The following is a 16,105-nucleotide window of genomic DNA, read 5'->3' on the forward strand; positions in this document are numbered from 1 at the left end:
CAGCGGACTTAATTCTTTGGTTCCTGTTCTGTTCCATCCTGGCCCGGCGACGCAACAATAACTTTCGCATGCTTGATGATCTTTCCATTAAGGGCGTAACCGCGTTCTACTTCTTCGACAATCGTGCCCGGCTTTACATCCTCCCTCTGTACCTGCATGAGTACATCATGGTACGTTACGTCGAACTCTTTTCCGACCGACTCAATCGGCTTAAGCCCTTTGTCCTCAAGGAGCTTATAAAGCTTTTGATAAATAAGCTCTATGCCTTTCTTGAAGGATTCATTTTCCGAATTCTTCTTTCCGTTTTCCAGTGCCCGTTGAAAATCGTCGAGAACCGGAATGAGATCCTTGATTATTTTTTCATTTGAAAATTTCACGAAGTCGGTCTTATCCGCCTCAACTCTTTTTCGGAAATTATCGAACTCGGCTGCAAGCCGCAGGAGCTGGTCCTTATACGTTCCGACCAACGCTTCTGTTTCGCCGAGTTGTTTCTGGAGTTTTTCAAAATCATTTTCAATTTGTTTCTCTGTCTCGACCGTGCTAGCGTTATCTTCACCTAAGTTCTCTTTGTTTGCCATATTCTCCTTATTTTCAGTTTCTCTCTCCCGGGAGTTCTTTCCGGAAGGGTTCTTCTCTCTGTCTTTTGTTTCTGACATATTACAATTATGAGCTGAGTTTGTTTGAAATAACTTTTGCAACGAAGTCAACGAGCGGGATGAGCCGGGAGTATTGCATCCTGCGAGGTCCTACCACTCCGACGGTACCTTTTATCGCTCCGACTTCATACCGTGCCGTTATCAGACTGTAATCTTTCAGTTTTGCCTCTTCATTTTCTGAACCGACCTTCACCGTGATGGATTCCGTCTTATCGGTTTTCTCAAGTATATGGAGGATTACATTTTCGTCGCCGAGGATTTCTAATATCCCCTTCAGGTTCTCGGGCAGGTCAAATTCAGGCTGAGAAAGAATTCCTTGCGGCATTCCAATGTGGACTTTATCGGTCTCCGGTGTGGCTGAAAAGATCTTATCGCCCATGCTCGCAAGCCGGCTGATGACATTTTCACCAGCGTAATCCCCGACGCGCTCGATGATCGTGTCCCGTATTTCCGATAATTTCAATCCGCTGAGTTTTTCATTCAGGATAGAATTAATCTTTCTCAGTCTCTCATCGCTCACTTCGGTTTCAATCTCCAGTACAATCGTCCTTATCAGGCCGCTTTCGAGAGAGATCACCACCAGAATCTTGCACGAGTTTAACGGAACGAGTTCCAGTTTTGTCAAAGTTGCTTCTCCGAAATACGGAGCGGAGACAAGACTCAGTTGTTTTGAGACTTTGCCGAGGAGTTTCGATGCCTCACTCAATAGTTCGCCTGAATCTGACGACGAATTTAGTCCATCAGAAATTTTTGCGCGATCGTCATCGTCAAGCTCGTCCAGAGAAATCAGTGAGTCAAGATAGATCCTGTAACCTCTGTCTGTGGGAACTCTTCCCGCCGACGTGTGCGGATGGTTTAAGTAGCCGAGCTGCTCAAGTTGTGCCATGACGTGCCTTATCGTTGCGGGACTAAGATTTTCCGGCATCTTTTTCGCAATAAATTTCGACGCCACGGGATTAGCCGTAAGAATAAAGTCGTGAATGACTTCTCTCAAAACTTCCTTTTCTCTGTGAGTTAATTCGTTCGTTGCCATCGAAATTTACAAGAAACCATTAAATTTTATAAAATTTAATATTTTTGAGATAGCCAATCAAGGAACTGACGACAGGGCAAACGTAAAAAGCACGGGAGAAAAGAGATAGATGCGTGTTCGCTGTCTTGCATCTGCCGGGAGTTGGAATTAATATTTCATCAATGCGATCTTCTAATCCATCTTCGATCACATTAAAAGCCGGGCTGCTCCTCGTTGCAGTTTTCATTGCGGCGGGTATTTTGATCTATACACAATCTTTGGTAAGACAATTGATCGAGCGGGAAGTGAGAATCGCCCATTTGTATGCAAGCTCCCTTCAGTATTTGGCAAGTGACCAATCGCCGTCTCAAGATTACAGCTTCATTTTCGACGATGTCCTGAGTTCGATAGACTTTCCGATGATTCTTACGGACAGCAGTGATGTTCCCTTCATGCCATACGAACGCAATATTAGAAACATCCGTCTTGACACAACTATCTCTTTTGCCGAACAGCGCGCTTACCTTGAAAGACTTATGAAGAGGATGGATGCGCAGTATCCGCCGATAAAGGTCACACTCGGGAAAATTGTCCTGAGCGAAGTCCATTACGGAGAGTCAAACCTCGTTACACAACTTCGATACGTACCTTATGTTGAGTTCACGGTCGCCGGGCTTTTCATTCTGCTGGGATACGTTGCGTTCAGCTATATCAAAAGGAGTGAGCAATCAAATATCTGGGTAGGAATGGCGAGAGAGACAGCGCACCAGCTTGGCACGCCGCTTTCAAGCTTGATGGGATGGATAGAAATGATGAAGGATGATGTCGGTGGGAAGCGAAGAACCGAGATCATTTCCGATATTGAGCAGGATGTGAGCAGATTAAATAAAGTCGCCATGCGGTTTTCAAAAATCGGATCGGTGCCGGAATTGAAGGCCATCTGTGTGGGTGATGCGATCGAGAATGTTCTATCGTATTTCAGCAAGAGAATTCCTCAAACCGGGAAAAAAGTCTCATTGACTTTCACAGGAGACCGCTCCTTGTGGGCCAAATTTAACTCGGAACTTTTCGAATGGGTTCTGGAAAATCTGATTAAGAATTCTCTGGATGCCATCGAAGATAATGACGGAAAGATAAACATAAATCTCTCGAGAGAAAACGGTTTTGTCGCGATCGACGTCAATGATACGGGGAAAGGCATCGACATGAAATTCAGGCGAGACATTTTCAGACCCGGTTATTCGACTAAGAAACGAGGCTGGGGGCTTGGATTGAGTCTCGCAAAGAGGATTGTGGAGTCATACCATGATGGTGAAATTTTTTTAAAAGAGAGCAAGATCGGAAAAGGATCGACGTTCAGAATAAGATTAAGAGCGGAAGATCCAGATTACAACGCATAACTAATTCATTCGCACCGGCATCCTGAGGCGGCTTGTCGCTTGTTTGGCGTTTAAGCTCGCACTGTTGGTCATGCGAGGCTCTATCAGCATCGATTATGTAGGAACTTCTCGTTTACTCCTCCAACTTGTTAAAGACCGATGCGCTTCCACCACTGATTCTTCTTCAATTTGTTTAAGTCTCGAAGAGATAACGTTCGCCCGTCCGAGATATCCGATTAACTTTTTCGGATTTTGTCTTTCAACTACGGGCAGCCTCCCGATATTGTTCTTAAGCATTTTCGACACCGCGTCATAAACACTCTCGTCAGCGTAGGTCACCACCAATTTGGTTGCCGCTATATTAAGAACGTTTTCATCGGATTTGTTTTTATCGATTGCCTTTAAGAGGTCTCCCTGGGTGACTATCCCGATCAGTCCTTCTTGTTCATCGAGTACAGGATATGCCTTGTGGGAACTGTACTCCGGGTCATTACGTGCGATTTTGTCCGCCAGATTCCCGACAGTGTCTTTTGCGTAAACCACGGCAGGATTTCTGTCCATCACATCCCGGACCGGAGTAAGCCGCAGAACGTCGGTGTCGTATTCCTGAAACACATGCACGCCTCTTCGTGCGAGTTTCTCGGTCATGATAGAATTTTTGAGGAAGGATATCGCGATTGCCGATGCGATTACACCGACGAGCATGAGAGGCAGAATTGCATCATAGTCCCGGGTAATCTCAAAGGAAAAGACTATAAATGCAAAAGTAGAGCGAGCTGCGGCTCCGAAAACCGCGCCCATGGCAACGAGTGCGAATGCGCCAGGCGATAGGTTCGCCGTTGGAATTAGATGATTCACGACAACTGCGAATGAGCCTCCCATTGCTGCGCTTGCCATAAACATCGGGGCCAGAAGTCCGCCTGATGTTCCGGAACCCAGCGACACGAGCAAAGCGATGGATTTGAAGATCATCAGTAGAAGAAGAATCTTCAGCGCAATGTTGTTGTTCAGTATATCGGAGATAGTATCGTAGCCTACGCCGAACACGCGTGGAATGAAGAAACCGATGACCCCGAGTCCCAGCGCGCCGATCGCAGGCCACCATAGAGAATCGATCGGCAATTTCTCAAACTGGTCCTCAGTCCAATAAAGAGCTTTCGTGAAGACTATTGCTCCGATTCCACAGAGGACACCAAGCACGACAAAGTATACCGCGTTCCTGGCGATGTCAAAATCGAGTGAACCCGTGTGGAACATCGGGCCGGGTCCAAGAAGTTTAAATCTAGCGGCAGTTGCTACTGCAGTCGCTATGACAAGAGGAATGAACGACCGCGGCTTGAATTCAAACAGAAGCAGTTCCACCGCGAGGATAACCCCGGCAATTGGTGTGCTGAAGGTTGCTGCCATTCCCGCGCCCGCGCCGCAGGCCAGAAGGATTTTTCGCTCGGACGCGGTCGTTGGTATAAATTGGCCAAGGAGTGAACCAATGGCGCCGCCTGTCTGGATGATCGGGCCTTCGGCGCCGAACGGTCCGCCGGTGCCGATCGCGATTGCGGCTGAGAGCGGCTTCAGTATCGCCACCTTTCCGGAAATCTTGCTTTTATTAATTACAACCGCCTCGATAGCTTCTGGAATTCCGTGCCCCTTTATTTTCGACGTCCCATATTTCGCCATTACGCCGACAATCAGCCCTCCAATCACCGGCACTAATATTACAAGTATCCCGATGTTGTTGTATTGCGGACTGACGAATTGAAATGAATAACGGTGATAGAATGAAAGATTGGTGAACAATCCGATCAGATTGTACAGCACGAATGAGACGATGCCGGCAATCAACCCGATCAGGCCGCCAAGAAATGATAAGAAGAAGAGTCGAGATCGTGAACCGGTTGAGTTTGTATGATCTATTTCCATTTACTCCTCATAAAAAATTGATTCTGATGATTGAACAAATGATTTTTGCTTTTAGTTCTGAAAGAAAAAGATGGAGATTAGATCGTACCAGATTTTTTGAGAGCAATACTTTTAGAAGTTAGCTTTCAATGCCCCATGGAAAGAAGTGCACAGAGGAGACAAGTGATAACAAGGAAACATTTTGCCACCGATTTGATGTTAAGAATTTGCATAAGTGCAAAGGAGAAGTGACGATGATAGGAATAAAGACAGTATTATTGCTGATGTCGATAACATTATGCCTGACTCAATCCGCTTCTTCTAAGACTGTTCCCCGCAGAGTGTCTTCGACGACGCCGAAGGCGGGAATACAAATCGTCGGCGTGTCACCATACCAGCTTGTCCAGCTTTATGGTTCGGCAGGGAGCTCGATGTATCCAACCTCCGGTTTCAGCACTGTCGGCGAGAAGACCACCGTATTCCTGCGGGCGATGGATTCAACAGGCGGGACGATTCAATCGGTGAGCTGGTCGGTGGTTGATCCGAACGGCGGCCACGCGCTGATCGACAGCGCAAGCGCACCCTTTACGACTATCACTCCGGACACGACAGGAGAATATACAATCAATCTTCAATTAACGACTGCAGGAGGGAGTTCTCAATCTTCAGCTACGATCACTTCCGCAAACTATGTGGGAGTCGGCTCGGTCGGAATTTTCACGAACGACACAATGGCAACTGACAACCATTACGCCAAGTTTCCTCAGTGCGCTTACTGCCACGAATTCCTCACGCCGGCCACCGATCCCACGGCAGGAGTTCAAAAGTGGGCGCTGACCGTGCACGCAAATACGTTCAGGAACAGGATCAACGGTACTATGGGATATTTTGCCGGTCTGTGCGAGAAGTGCCATACAACCGGATACAATCCGCAGGCTGAGAATGGGAACTTCGCAAACGTTGCAAGCCAGGCAGGGTGGACTTTTCCAACTTCACTTGTTGACACGAACTTTGCACATCTTTATAACTCGTCGTCGCAACTTGCGCAACTGGCGAGCGTCGGATGTGAAAGCTGCCATGGCCCCGGCGACCAACATGCCGGTGATCCATCTAAGATTTCAGTTTCTCTTAGCGCATCGGTTTGTATGAGATGCCATGATTCACCGCCATATTACAACATAGGACGCATGTGGGTATCGAGCCCGCATGACAGCGGGATGAGTGCAATTCAAGCGGAAGAAGCCACAGTAAACAGCGGCTCCGCCACTTGTGCAAAGTGCCATAATGGATCAGGATTTTTTGACTTCGCGAGCAACAATGACCTGCAGTCTTCTTACGATCCCATGCCGCTCACATGCGCGGGATGCCACAATCCACACGATGCTTCTAATCCGTACCAGCTTAGAAAGGTAACTGCCGATAGTCTAAAGAACGGCTTTGGTATAACAGAGGGTGGTGCAGGCGTGTTGTGCATGAATTGCCATCGCTCGAGGGCGAGCGCAAATATCGCGGTCTCGAGTGGCTGGGTCGCATTCTTTGGTCCGCACGAAGGGCCGCAAACCGACATATTCTTTGGCGAAAACGGCTATCAATTTGGCGACAGCTCAATAACAGGGCTCAACACTCACACCCAGCTTACGGATGCCTGCGTGACATGCCACATGGCTTCGGATACGCTTGATCCCAAGGCTACAAATTTGTTGGGCGGCCACACCTGGAAGATGAGCGGGCCGGATAGCGTCGGGAACCAGGTCGACAATACAACAGCCTGCCAATCATGTCATGGTCCGATCACCGATTTTGATCAGATACCTGCTCCATATGACTATGCCGGCATAGCTGACGGAGGGCCGATACCTGGAGTGCAGACCGAAGTTCAGGCTCTCCTCAATAAGCTGGCATCGCTGCTGCCTGATTCGGTAATCTCAAATCCGAACAGTGCCACTGTCGGCAAAGGACTGACGCGGAGACAGCTTGGTGCGCTATACGATTACCTCTTGGTTTCAAAAGACGGAAGTTTAGGAATCCATAATGCCAAATACACATTCGCTTTGCTGACGGGTGCAATCGGCACGTTGACCGGCGTGAAACAAATTAACGAGCAGGTTCCGCACTCATATGTGCTTGAGCAGAACTACCCTAATCCTTTTAACCCCACCACGATGATTGATTTCTCAGTCCCGAGAGCAGGGATGGTAAACATATCGATCTACAATTCTGTCGGCCAGCTTGTCAAAGTTTTAACTAACGACAACTATTCTCCCGGCAAGTATCAAGTATTATGGGACGGCACAAATGGAGGAGGAAATCCAGTGGCAAGCGGCGTCTATTTCTACAGACTTGTTACTCGTGACGGGAATATGCAAGTCAAAAAAATGATCTTGCTGAAATAGTGAGACTACTGAGATCAGAGAGTCCGGTCGTGAGTAAGGACTCTCCGATTCCTAAATTCTGGGGACAACTCGGATCTCAATCCGCACAATTCAGATGCGGATTGATTTAAATGCCATTCATCAATTATATTTTTGTGCAGTCACAGTTGAACTCTATCATTTGGGTCCCAGAGAGGACTTTTGATAAAAAGCACTATTTGGCGGAAAATTGTGGACAATCATTTCAAATTTCAAAGACTTCATTAATTCCTAGGAGAAATAATGGCTGAACTGAAGAAGTATGATCTTGTTGTGCTCGGCGGGGGGCCTGGCGGATACGTGGCGGCTATTCGCGCGGGTCAACTCGGGATGAAGGTCGGATGCGTCGAGCGCGACAGGCTCGGTGGAATTTGTCTTAACTGGGGCTGTATACCATCAAAAGCACTTCTCAAGAGTGCGGAGGTGATGTCCTTGTTCAAAGAATCCAAGGAGTACGGAATCACCTACGAAAATCTCAAAGTCGATTTTAAGAAAGTCATAAAGAGGAGCCGCGATGCGGCGAATAGGTTGTCTCAGGGAGTAGAATATCTTTTCAAGAAGAACAAGATTGAGAAGATTAGTGGAACAGGAAAATTCTTGAATCCCAGAACTCTCGCTGTAGTCGATAATTATGGTAAGGAAGTGACGCAGGTCGAGGGAAAAAACATAATAATCTCAACCGGAGCAAGACCACGTGATCTGCCAGGTATTAAGATCGATAGGAAAAAAGTAGTTACAAGCACCGAAGCAATGACACTAGAGTCGATACCCAAAGACATGGTAATTATTGGGGCAGGTGCTATCGGAGCGGAGTTCGCGTACTTCTGCAACGCATTCGGTACAAAAGTCACTTTGATTGAAATGATGTCGAATATACTTCCTCTTGAAGATATGGAAGTTACTGCACAGCTTGAAAGGGAATTCAAGAAGCAAGGGATTGAAGTGTTGACGGAAACGAAAGTCGAATCCGCCGCCGCCTCTGGGAATGGTGTGTCAGTTAAGGTTGTCAATAAGAAAGGTTCACAGGAACTCAAGGCTGAAATCGCCCTTGTTGCAGTCGGCATTCAAGGGAATTCGGACAACCTCGGGTTAGAAAGTATTGGGGTGCAGGTTGAGAAATCGTGGATAAAAGCTGACAAGACGAACTACAAGACCGCAGTAAATGGTATCTATGCAATCGGTGATGTCATCGGGCCGCCGTGGCTTGCACACGTCGCCTCGGCGGAGGGAATCCGATGCGTGGAAGGAATTGCCGGAGTCGAGTCCGAGCCGTTGGATTACAACAGCATTCCCGGTTGCACGTATTGTCAGCCCCAGGTGGCAAGCATAGGAATTACGGAGGCGAAGGCAAAAGAGCTTAACTATGAAACTAAGATCGGCAGATTTCCGTTCACAGCTAATGGAAAGGCTATCGCAGCCAATGAAGCTGTCGGCTTTGTGAAATTGATTTTTGATGCGAAATACGGCGAGTTGCTTGGCGCGCATATTATCGGACATGGTGCGACCGAGCTGATTGCCGAGTTGGGTGTGGCGAAGAAACTTGAAACTACACCACTGGAGATTATCCGCACTGTCCATGCACATCCGACACTGAGCGAAGCCGTTAAGGGAGCCGCCGAAGAAGCGCTCGGACAATCAATAGATATTTGAAGTGAATTGAAAAAGACACTACTGATCAACATAGGCACCACAGAATACGCGTTCGCGTGGGATATGCAGAAGATTTTACATCGGGAAAGAATTGCTGGGAAGATTCCTGACATAATTCTTTTCACGGAGCATTATCATACATACACGATCGGCAAATCCGGAGGTGAAGATCATCTTCTCGCGACCGATGACGAATTAGTTCAAGGAAATGTCAGCGTTCTCAAGACAGACCGTGGTGGAGATATTACGTACCATGGCCCGGGTCAAATCGTATGTTATCCGATAATCGATTTGAACAATTATTATCATGATGTCCATCGCTATCTCCGTGACCTTGAAGAAGTTGTGATAAGAACGTTGGCGGATTTTGGAATTGATGCGCACCGGGAGCCCGAATATACCGGAGTTTGGGTCGGGAGCGAAAAGGTCTGTGCCATCGGAGTTAAAGTCAGTCGGTGGGTTACGATGCATGGCTTTGCGTTTAATGTCAACACTGATCTCTCTTATTTTGGCAGAATTATTCCATGCGGCATTTTCCACAAAGGCGTTTCCTCGCTTGGGCAATTCCTTGGAAGAACAGTCGACATCACCAAAGTAAGGGAAGTGATCGCCAAAATGTTTACAGATGTATTTCAAACAGAAATCGAATCCGTAAACTGCGATCAATTTTTTGAGAAGTACCACATAGAGATGGAGAAAGAACATGCCTCCGCTTGAAAGAAAGATGAAGTCACCGGTTGGACAGATTGAAAAGGCAAACGGGAATGAAATCCTCACCGCTGAGTTCGGAAGGGGAACGGTAACCATGGACCGGCTCATTGACGCCTACAGGCTGATGCTGTTGGCCCGCCGTCTCGACGAGAAAGAGCTGGCACTTTTGAAACAGGGCAAGGCATTCTTTCACATAAGCAGTTCGGGCCACGAAGCAATACAAATTGCCTGTGCCATGTCGTTGAAGTCGGGATATGATTGGGCGTATCCATATTACCGGGGACTGGCATTCGCGCTTGGGATCGGCCACACTCCGGAAGAAATCATGCTTATGCAGCTCCACAGAGCGGAAGATGTTATGACCGGCGGCCGCCAGATGCCGGGACATTACGGCAAACCGTCGTTAAACATTCCCACTCAATCGAGTCCGACGGGCACTCAGTTCTTGCAGGCTGTCGGCACCGCGCTAGGATGCGTGAGAAGAGGTAAAGATCAGGTTGTATATGTTTCTTCCGGAGAAGGTGCTACGAGCGAAGGAGAATTTGCGGAAGCGCTCAACTGGTCGGCGAGAGAAAAACTTCCGGTACTTTTTTGTATTGAAGACAACCATTATGCGATCAGTGTGCCGGAATGGCAGCAGACTGTCGGAGGCTCGGTTTATGAGGTCGTAAGAGGTTATGCGAATCTCGAGCGCATGAAAATAGACGGTACTGACTTCGTCGAGAGTTATGAGGCTGCCCAAAGAGCTATTGCCCGCGCGCGTCGGGGCGAAGGGCCAACCGTTATCGTGGCGGATGTTGTCAGACTCCGCTCTCACTCTTCTTCCGACGACGACAGAAAATACAGGCCGAAGGAAGAAATAGAGAAAGACCATGCAAGAGACCCTGTGCTGATTATGGAAGCACATCTGGTCGAGAACAAGATCCTTACCCAGTCAGAGGTCGAATCGATTCACAACGAGATTAAGAAGCGTGTAGATGATGCGGCCGACTGGGCAGAATCGCGTCCGGTTCCTGATGCATCTTCCGCAGTCCTGAACGTATATGCTCCCGCGGAAACGTATTCTTCATTTGAATACGAGAAAACCACTCCATCAGGTAAACCTATTGTCATGGTGGATGCTATTAACCATGGCCTTCATGAAGAAATGGCAAAGGATCCAAAAATGCTGATCTGGGGCGAGGATGTGGAAGACGGAAAGGGAGGGGTATTCACCGCAACGAAAGGACTCTCGACAAAATTTGGAAGGGAGAGAGTCTTCAATTCGCAGCTGGCGGAAGCGAGCATAATTGGCGCTGCATTCGGTGCTTCCGTGCGGGGGTTCAAACCGGTAGTTGAGATTCAATTCGCGGATTATATTTTTCCCGCGATGATGCAGATCAAGAACGAAGTTGCCATGATGCGGTACCGTTCCAATAATACCTGGGGATGTCCGATGGTGATACGGGTGCCGGTCGGAGGTTATATACGCGGTGGACATTATCACAGTCAAAACATAGAAAGCATATTTGCACACTGCCCTGGAATTTACATTGCTTTCCCATCGACTGCGGCGGATGCTAAAGGTTTGTTGAAGTCCGCGATCAGGATGGAAGATCCGGTTTTGTTTCTCGAACACAAGGCTCTCTATCGTCAAAGTTATGCCATGTCGCCGGAACCGGATGAGGAGTACCTTCTCCCGTTCGGCAAAGCGTCCGTTCGGCGTGAAGGAAAAGACGCAACCATCATTACTTACGGTGCCACCGTCTACTTTGCCTTAAATGCTGCAAAAAAAATGTCGGATAGTGGAATCGAGATCGAAGTCGTAGATCTTCGCACCATAGTGCCGCTCGACAAGCAGGCAATTATACAGAGCGTCAAGAAGACGAACAGAGTCTTGGTGTTGAGCGAAGATACCCGCACCAATGGATTTGCCGCCGAACTCTGCAGCATTATTGCGGAGGAAGCGTTTGAGTTCCTGGATGCTCCGGTAAGGAGAATCACCGGTCAAGATGTTCCTGTTCCTTATAGCCCTGCTCTCGAGGCAGCTGTACTTCCGAGCGAGGCTCAGGTGCTGAAAACTCTTGAAGAATTAATTGCCTATTAGACAGGAGGACTAAACATGCAAGTTGAAGTCTTGATGCCGAAGATGGGTGAGAGCATCACCGAGGGGAAAATTGTGAAATGGCATAAGAATGCCGGCGAGAAAATCGAGAGGGATGAAATTTTGCTGGAGATAAGTACAGATAAGGTCGACACCGAAATTCCCGCTGTTGCCTCGGGTATGATTTCGAAAATTGTGGTGCGCGAGCAAGAAATTGCACAGGTCGGTACGGTTATAGCATATATAGAAACGGAAATTGAAAGGATGGCCGCCGGGGAAGATGACGGCCATTTGCTTCACGATGCAGTGACGGGAGGGGCTGAATACTCGACCGAGCCAGCAGGCTCAAAGTCTGAGGTCTCGGGACTTAAACACAACGGACGTAATGGAGATAGATTCTATTCGCCGCTGGTGAAAAATATTGCGAAGACTGAGGGAATTTCGACAGATGAGTTGATGAAAATTGGCGGAAGCGGCGCGGGAGGACGCGTCACGAAAGAAGATTTGAGAATCTACATTGAAAATAAGAGCAGGAAGTCGGACGGCGGGACTCGGAGATCAGAAATCGCAAACATGAGTTTCGATGCAAAGCGGGAGACAACATTTCCGATAGACAACATGCGTCAGCTCATCATGGAACACATGATCAAGAGCCGTGACGCTTCGGTTCATGTTGCCGCAATCACGGAAGTCGATATGACGATCATATCTAATTTCATTTCGAAACGAGGAGAGGAGTTCGAGAAACAGGAGGGATTCAAACTGACTTTCATGCCATTTATTGCCCACGCTTGTGTGAGAGCCTTGAAGGATTTCCCGTTGGTGAACAGCAGCATAGAGGGATCGAATGTTGTTCAACATAATTATGTGAATCTCGGCGTTGCAGTTGCCATTGAAACAAAGGGGCTACTCGTCCCGGTCATAAAAGCCGCTGATGAAAAAAGTGTGCTCGGGCTGGCGAGGGCGATTCGTGATCTCGCCTCTCGCGCCAGGAACAAAAGACTCACAGGCGAGGACACCATAGGTTCAACATTCTCAATCACTAACTATGGCGTATTTGGGAACCTGATGGGCACCCCGATCATTAATCAACCGAACATCGCTATACTCGGCGTCGGCGCCGTTAAGAAGAGACCAGTTGTCATAAACGATGCGATCGCAATTCGCCAGATGGGATTCCTGACTCTTTCATTCGATCACAGGTTGGTCGATGGAGCGCTGGGCGGGCAGTTTCTGGAGAAGATTGTACAATATTTGGAGAATTTTGACACGAAACAAGTATTTTGAAATTTGTGAATCATGAAATTTAGATGTTGAATCATGGTCGATATTGACGAGAAGATTTTGATCGAAGATAAGCCGAAGCCACGAAGGCCTGAATGGATTCGGGCAAAACTCCCTTACGGCGAGAACTACGCGAAGTTATTGCACTTGATGAGGGGGAAGGGTCTTCATACGGTTTGTGAAGAAGCACGCTGTCCGAATCTCGGAGAGTGCTGGGGGCGCGGTACAGCTACTTTCATGATACTCGGCGATATCTGCACTCGAAGCTGCGGCTTCTGTGCAGTCAAGACCGGTAGACCGACAGAACTTGACACCGATGAGCCGCACCGCGTCGCTGAAGCGGTCGTATCTATGAAGTTACGGCATGTCGTGATTACATCTGTAAACCGAGATGAGCTTCGTGACGGCGGGGCATCCGTGTTTGCGGAGACAATAAGACAAATCAGAATTAAAGAGCCGAGATGCAGAATCGAAATTCTAATTCCGGATTTTAAGGGAGAGAAGCTCGCACTTGACATCGTGGTCGACGCGGCACCCGATGTCTTGAACCACAATGTGGAAACCGTGCCGCGGCTTTACAGCACCGTCAGGCCGCAAGCGAAGTATGAGCGATCATTGGAAGTTTTGAAATATTTTAAGGAGCATAGACTGACGACGAAAAGCGGAATGATGGTCGGGATAGGTGAAAAACCGCCTGAGGTCATCAATCTGATGAGAGATTTGAGGCAGTCTGAGGTCGATATACTTACCATCGGACAATACTTGCAGCCAACCAAAGAGCATCTTCCGATCGACCGTTATGTTACTCCGGACGAATTCGAAATGTATAAACAGACCGGTCTTGAAATGGGATTCAAGTACGTCGAATCGGGGCCGTTGGTCCGCAGTTCGTATCACGCGGATGAGCAGATTATTTTTTAATTGTTACATGGAGAAAGATAGATGAGCGATTACGCTGTAGAGACAAATAAATTGAGAGGATCGAAACAAATTTCAAAAGAGGAATATCTAAGCTTAGGAAGAAATAAATTGATTGAAATGTTCCAAACCATGGTTTTGATAAGACGCTTTGAAGAAGCGGCGGCCAAAATGTACAGCATGCAGAAGATCGGAGGCTTTCTTCATCTTTACATAGGGCAGGAAGCCGTTGCGGTGGGGACGCTTGCTGCTATCAGAGAAGATGATTACATCATAACGGCGTATCGCGACCACGGTCACGCGCTTGCCCGCGGCACCGACCCAAAATTGTTGATGGCAGAATTGTTCGGTAAATACACCGGTACCAGCAAAGGCAAAGGTGGTTCGATGCATTTTTTTGATGCGTCGAGAAACATGCTTGGTGGACACGCAATTGTTGCAGGACAAGTTCCGCTTGGAACGGGAATTGGTTTCAAAATCAAGTACAGGAAGGAAGATCGTGTTTGTTTGACATACATGGGAGATGCCGCGATGAATCAAGGGGCGTTCCACGAATCGCTTAATCTTGCCTCACTCTGGAAACTCCCCGTGGTCTACATCGTGGAAAATAATATGTATGGAATGGGCACTGCAGTCGAGCGCGCCTCGGCAGTGACGGAATTATATAAACGCGGGTGTTCCTACGGCATAGAGGGAATGGTCGCCGATGGAATGAATGTGTTCGCAGTTTATGATGCCGCCAAGGAAGCCGTGAAGAAGGCACGTGAACTTAGCCTCCCGACTCTCCTGGAGGTGAGGACATATCGTTATCGCGGGCATTCGATGTCGGACCCGGATTCTATTTACCGGACAAAACAAGAAGTCGAAGAGGAGAAGCAGCGAGATCCGATTGAACAGATGAAAAAGTTTTTGCTCGATGAGAGAGTTGCTACGCAGAAAGAGATTGACGATGCAGATGCCAATGCGAAAAAGGTCGTCTCTGGAGCCGTTGAGTTTGCGGAAAAGAGTCCAGACCCACCGCTTGAATCGATGTACGATGACATCTACTCCTGAAAGTTAGAAATCAAACGAAAAATATTGTTGACTGAATATTAAAAACTGATAACTGGAAACTTACGAAATGCCGGAAATAACATTTAGAGAGGCAATAAATCAAGCAATATCTGAAGAGATGGAACGTGATGATTCCGTCTTCGTTGTGGGCGAGGAGGTAGCGCAATATCAGGGTGCTTATAAAGTCACCCAAGGATTGCTGCAAAGATTCGGCCCCCAACGAGTACTCGATGCGCCTATATCGGAATCAGGTTTTACGGGGCTCGGTGTCGGCGCAGCTATGGTTGGATTGAGACCGATCGTTGAGGTCATGACATTCAATTTCTCTCTGGTCGCATTCGACCAGATCATAAACAATGCCGCGAAGATGCGACATATGTCGGGTGGGCAGTTGAAAGTGCCGTTGGTTATTCGTGGGCCTAATGGACCAGCGCACCAGCTTGCTGCGACACACTCGCAGGCACTCGAGAGTATGTATGCGCATGTCCCAGGGTTGAAAGTGGTTCTACCCGGAACGCCGAAAGATGCAAAGGGACTTCTCAAGTCGGCGATCAGAGATGATAATCCAGTCATCTTCATGGAAAGCGAAGTGATGTACGGCATGAAGGGCGAGGTACCTGAAGGCGAATACACTGTTCCGCTCGGCAAGACTGATCTGAAACGAGAGGGCAAAGATATTACAATCGTAGCTTACGGCAAGATGCTCGGAGCTGCTTTGAATGCGGCAGAGAGTCTTTCGAAGGACGGCATCGAAGCCGAGATTTTGGATCCGATGACAGTACGTCCGCTTGATGACCAGCCGCTCATAGACAGCGTAAAAAAGACGAATCGTTGTGTTGTGGTCACGGAATCGTGGCCGTTCGCAAGTGTCGGGAGCGAGATTTCGTTCAGGATTTCGTCGAAGGCTTTTGATTATCTTGATGCACCGGTTGAGCTGGTTTCTTCTGAAGATGTGCCGATGCCGTATTCAAAAGTTCTGGAGCATGAAGTTCTGCCGACTCCTCAAAAAGTTATTGATGCCGCTATGCGGGCACTTTACAAAAAGTGAGGTT

12 protein-coding genes are annotated in these 16,105 nt (G+C 48.0%); 9 read left to right on the forward strand and 3 right to left on the reverse strand.

All coding sequences use genetic code 11. The features are described from left to right. Positions 1 to 8: 8 nt before the first annotated feature. Positions 9 to 656 (reverse strand): nucleotide exchange factor GrpE, encoded by a 648-nt coding sequence (gene grpE / locus VLX91_13450; protein HUI31212.1) that lies wholly within the window; start codon positions 654 to 656, stop codon positions 9 to 11. A 7-nt stretch (positions 657 to 663) separates the two neighbouring features. Further along, the gene (gene hrcA, locus VLX91_13455) at positions 664 to 1,689 is read right to left on the reverse strand and encodes a heat-inducible transcriptional repressor HrcA (protein HUI31213.1); all 1,026 of its coding nucleotides are present in this window, start codon (positions 1,687 to 1,689) and stop codon (positions 664 to 666) included. A gap of 161 nt (positions 1,690 to 1,850) precedes the next feature. Here hrcA and VLX91_13460 point away from each other — a divergent pair, with 161 nt between their 5' ends. Further along, on the forward strand, positions 1,851 to 3,068 hold the full coding sequence (locus tag VLX91_13460; GenBank protein HUI31214.1) for a HAMP domain-containing sensor histidine kinase: 1,218 nt from the start codon (positions 1,851 to 1,853) through the stop codon (positions 3,066 to 3,068). Between the two features lie 93 nt (positions 3,069 to 3,161). On the opposite strand, the gene VLX91_13465 is transcribed toward VLX91_13460, so the two are convergent. Then, a complete protein-coding gene (locus tag VLX91_13465; GenBank protein ID HUI31215.1) occupies positions 3,162 to 4,964 on the reverse strand; it encodes a chloride channel protein in 1,803 nt (600 codons plus the stop codon). A gap of 233 nt (positions 4,965 to 5,197) precedes the next feature. Here VLX91_13465 and VLX91_13470 point away from each other — a divergent pair, with 233 nt between their 5' ends. The 8 genes from VLX91_13470 to VLX91_13505 all read left to right on the forward strand — a co-directional run bounded on the left by VLX91_13470 (position 5,198) and on the right by VLX91_13505 (position 16,101). Further along, complete coding sequence (locus VLX91_13470) at positions 5,198 to 7,336, forward strand: FlgD immunoglobulin-like domain containing protein (protein ID HUI31216.1); 2,139 nt, start codon at positions 5,198 to 5,200, stop codon at positions 7,334 to 7,336. Between the two features lie 261 nt (positions 7,337 to 7,597). After that, positions 7,598 to 9,004: a dihydrolipoyl dehydrogenase gene (lpdA, locus tag VLX91_13475; protein ID HUI31217.1), complete on the forward strand. Its 1,407-nt coding sequence runs from the start codon at positions 7,598 to 7,600 to the stop codon at positions 9,002 to 9,004. 6 nt (positions 9,005 to 9,010) lie between these two features. Next, positions 9,011 to 9,721, forward strand: coding sequence for a lipoyl(octanoyl) transferase LipB (lipB, locus tag VLX91_13480; protein ID HUI31218.1), 711 nt, complete (start codon positions 9,011 to 9,013; stop codon positions 9,719 to 9,721). Next, positions 9,708 to 11,801, forward strand: coding sequence for a dehydrogenase E1 component subunit alpha/beta (locus VLX91_13485; GenBank protein ID HUI31219.1), 2,094 nt, complete (start codon positions 9,708 to 9,710; stop codon positions 11,799 to 11,801). The genes lipB and VLX91_13485 overlap by 14 nt, the downstream gene beginning before the upstream one ends. A gap of 15 nt (positions 11,802 to 11,816) precedes the next feature. Beyond that, positions 11,817 to 13,085 (forward strand): dihydrolipoamide acetyltransferase family protein, encoded by a 1,269-nt coding sequence (locus tag VLX91_13490; GenBank protein ID HUI31220.1) that lies wholly within the window; start codon positions 11,817 to 11,819, stop codon positions 13,083 to 13,085. A gap of 33 nt (positions 13,086 to 13,118) precedes the next feature. Further along, positions 13,119 to 14,003, forward strand: coding sequence for a lipoyl synthase (lipA, locus tag VLX91_13495; GenBank protein ID HUI31221.1), 885 nt, complete (start codon positions 13,119 to 13,121; stop codon positions 14,001 to 14,003). Positions 14,004 to 14,024: 21 nt separating this feature from the next. After that, entirely contained in the window at positions 14,025 to 15,053 is a 1,029-nt protein-coding gene (pdhA, locus tag VLX91_13500) for a pyruvate dehydrogenase (acetyl-transferring) E1 component subunit alpha (GenBank protein ID HUI31222.1), read from the forward strand. A gap of 67 nt (positions 15,054 to 15,120) precedes the next feature. Further along, positions 15,121 to 16,101, forward strand: coding sequence for a pyruvate dehydrogenase complex E1 component subunit beta (locus VLX91_13505; protein HUI31223.1), 981 nt, complete (start codon positions 15,121 to 15,123; stop codon positions 16,099 to 16,101). Positions 16,102 to 16,105: the final 4 nt, after the last annotated feature.

This window comes from Candidatus Acidiferrales bacterium (genome assembly GCA_035515795.1).
Classification (GTDB): Bacteria; Bacteroidota; Ignavibacteria; order Kryptoniales; family JAKASW01; genus JAKASW01.

Excerpts from the sequence above, each read along its gene's own strand:
- grpE (HUI31212.1), bottom strand. The coding sequence starts at position 656 with ATGTCAGAAACAAAAGACAGAGAGAAGAACCCTTCCGGAAAGAACTCC.
- hrcA (HUI31213.1), bottom strand. The coding sequence starts at position 1,689 with ATGGCAACGAACGAATTAACTCACAGAGAAAAGGAAGTTTTGAGAGAA.
- VLX91_13460 (HUI31214.1), top strand. The coding sequence starts at position 1,851 with ATGCGATCTTCTAATCCATCTTCGATCACATTAAAAGCCGGGCTGCTC.
- VLX91_13465 (HUI31215.1), bottom strand. The coding sequence starts at position 4,964 with ATGGAAATAGATCATACAAACTCAACCGGTTCACGATCTCGACTCTTC.
- VLX91_13470 (HUI31216.1), top strand. The coding sequence starts at position 5,198 with ATGATAGGAATAAAGACAGTATTATTGCTGATGTCGATAACATTATGC.
- lpdA (HUI31217.1), top strand. The coding sequence starts at position 7,598 with ATGGCTGAACTGAAGAAGTATGATCTTGTTGTGCTCGGCGGGGGGCCT.
- VLX91_13485 (HUI31219.1), top strand. The coding sequence starts at position 9,708 with ATGCCTCCGCTTGAAAGAAAGATGAAGTCACCGGTTGGACAGATTGAA.
- VLX91_13490 (HUI31220.1), top strand. The coding sequence starts at position 11,817 with ATGCAAGTTGAAGTCTTGATGCCGAAGATGGGTGAGAGCATCACCGAG.
- lipA (HUI31221.1), top strand. The coding sequence starts at position 13,119 with ATGGTCGATATTGACGAGAAGATTTTGATCGAAGATAAGCCGAAGCCA.
- pdhA (HUI31222.1), top strand. The coding sequence starts at position 14,025 with ATGAGCGATTACGCTGTAGAGACAAATAAATTGAGAGGATCGAAACAA.
- VLX91_13505 (HUI31223.1), top strand. The coding sequence starts at position 15,121 with ATGCCGGAAATAACATTTAGAGAGGCAATAAATCAAGCAATATCTGAA.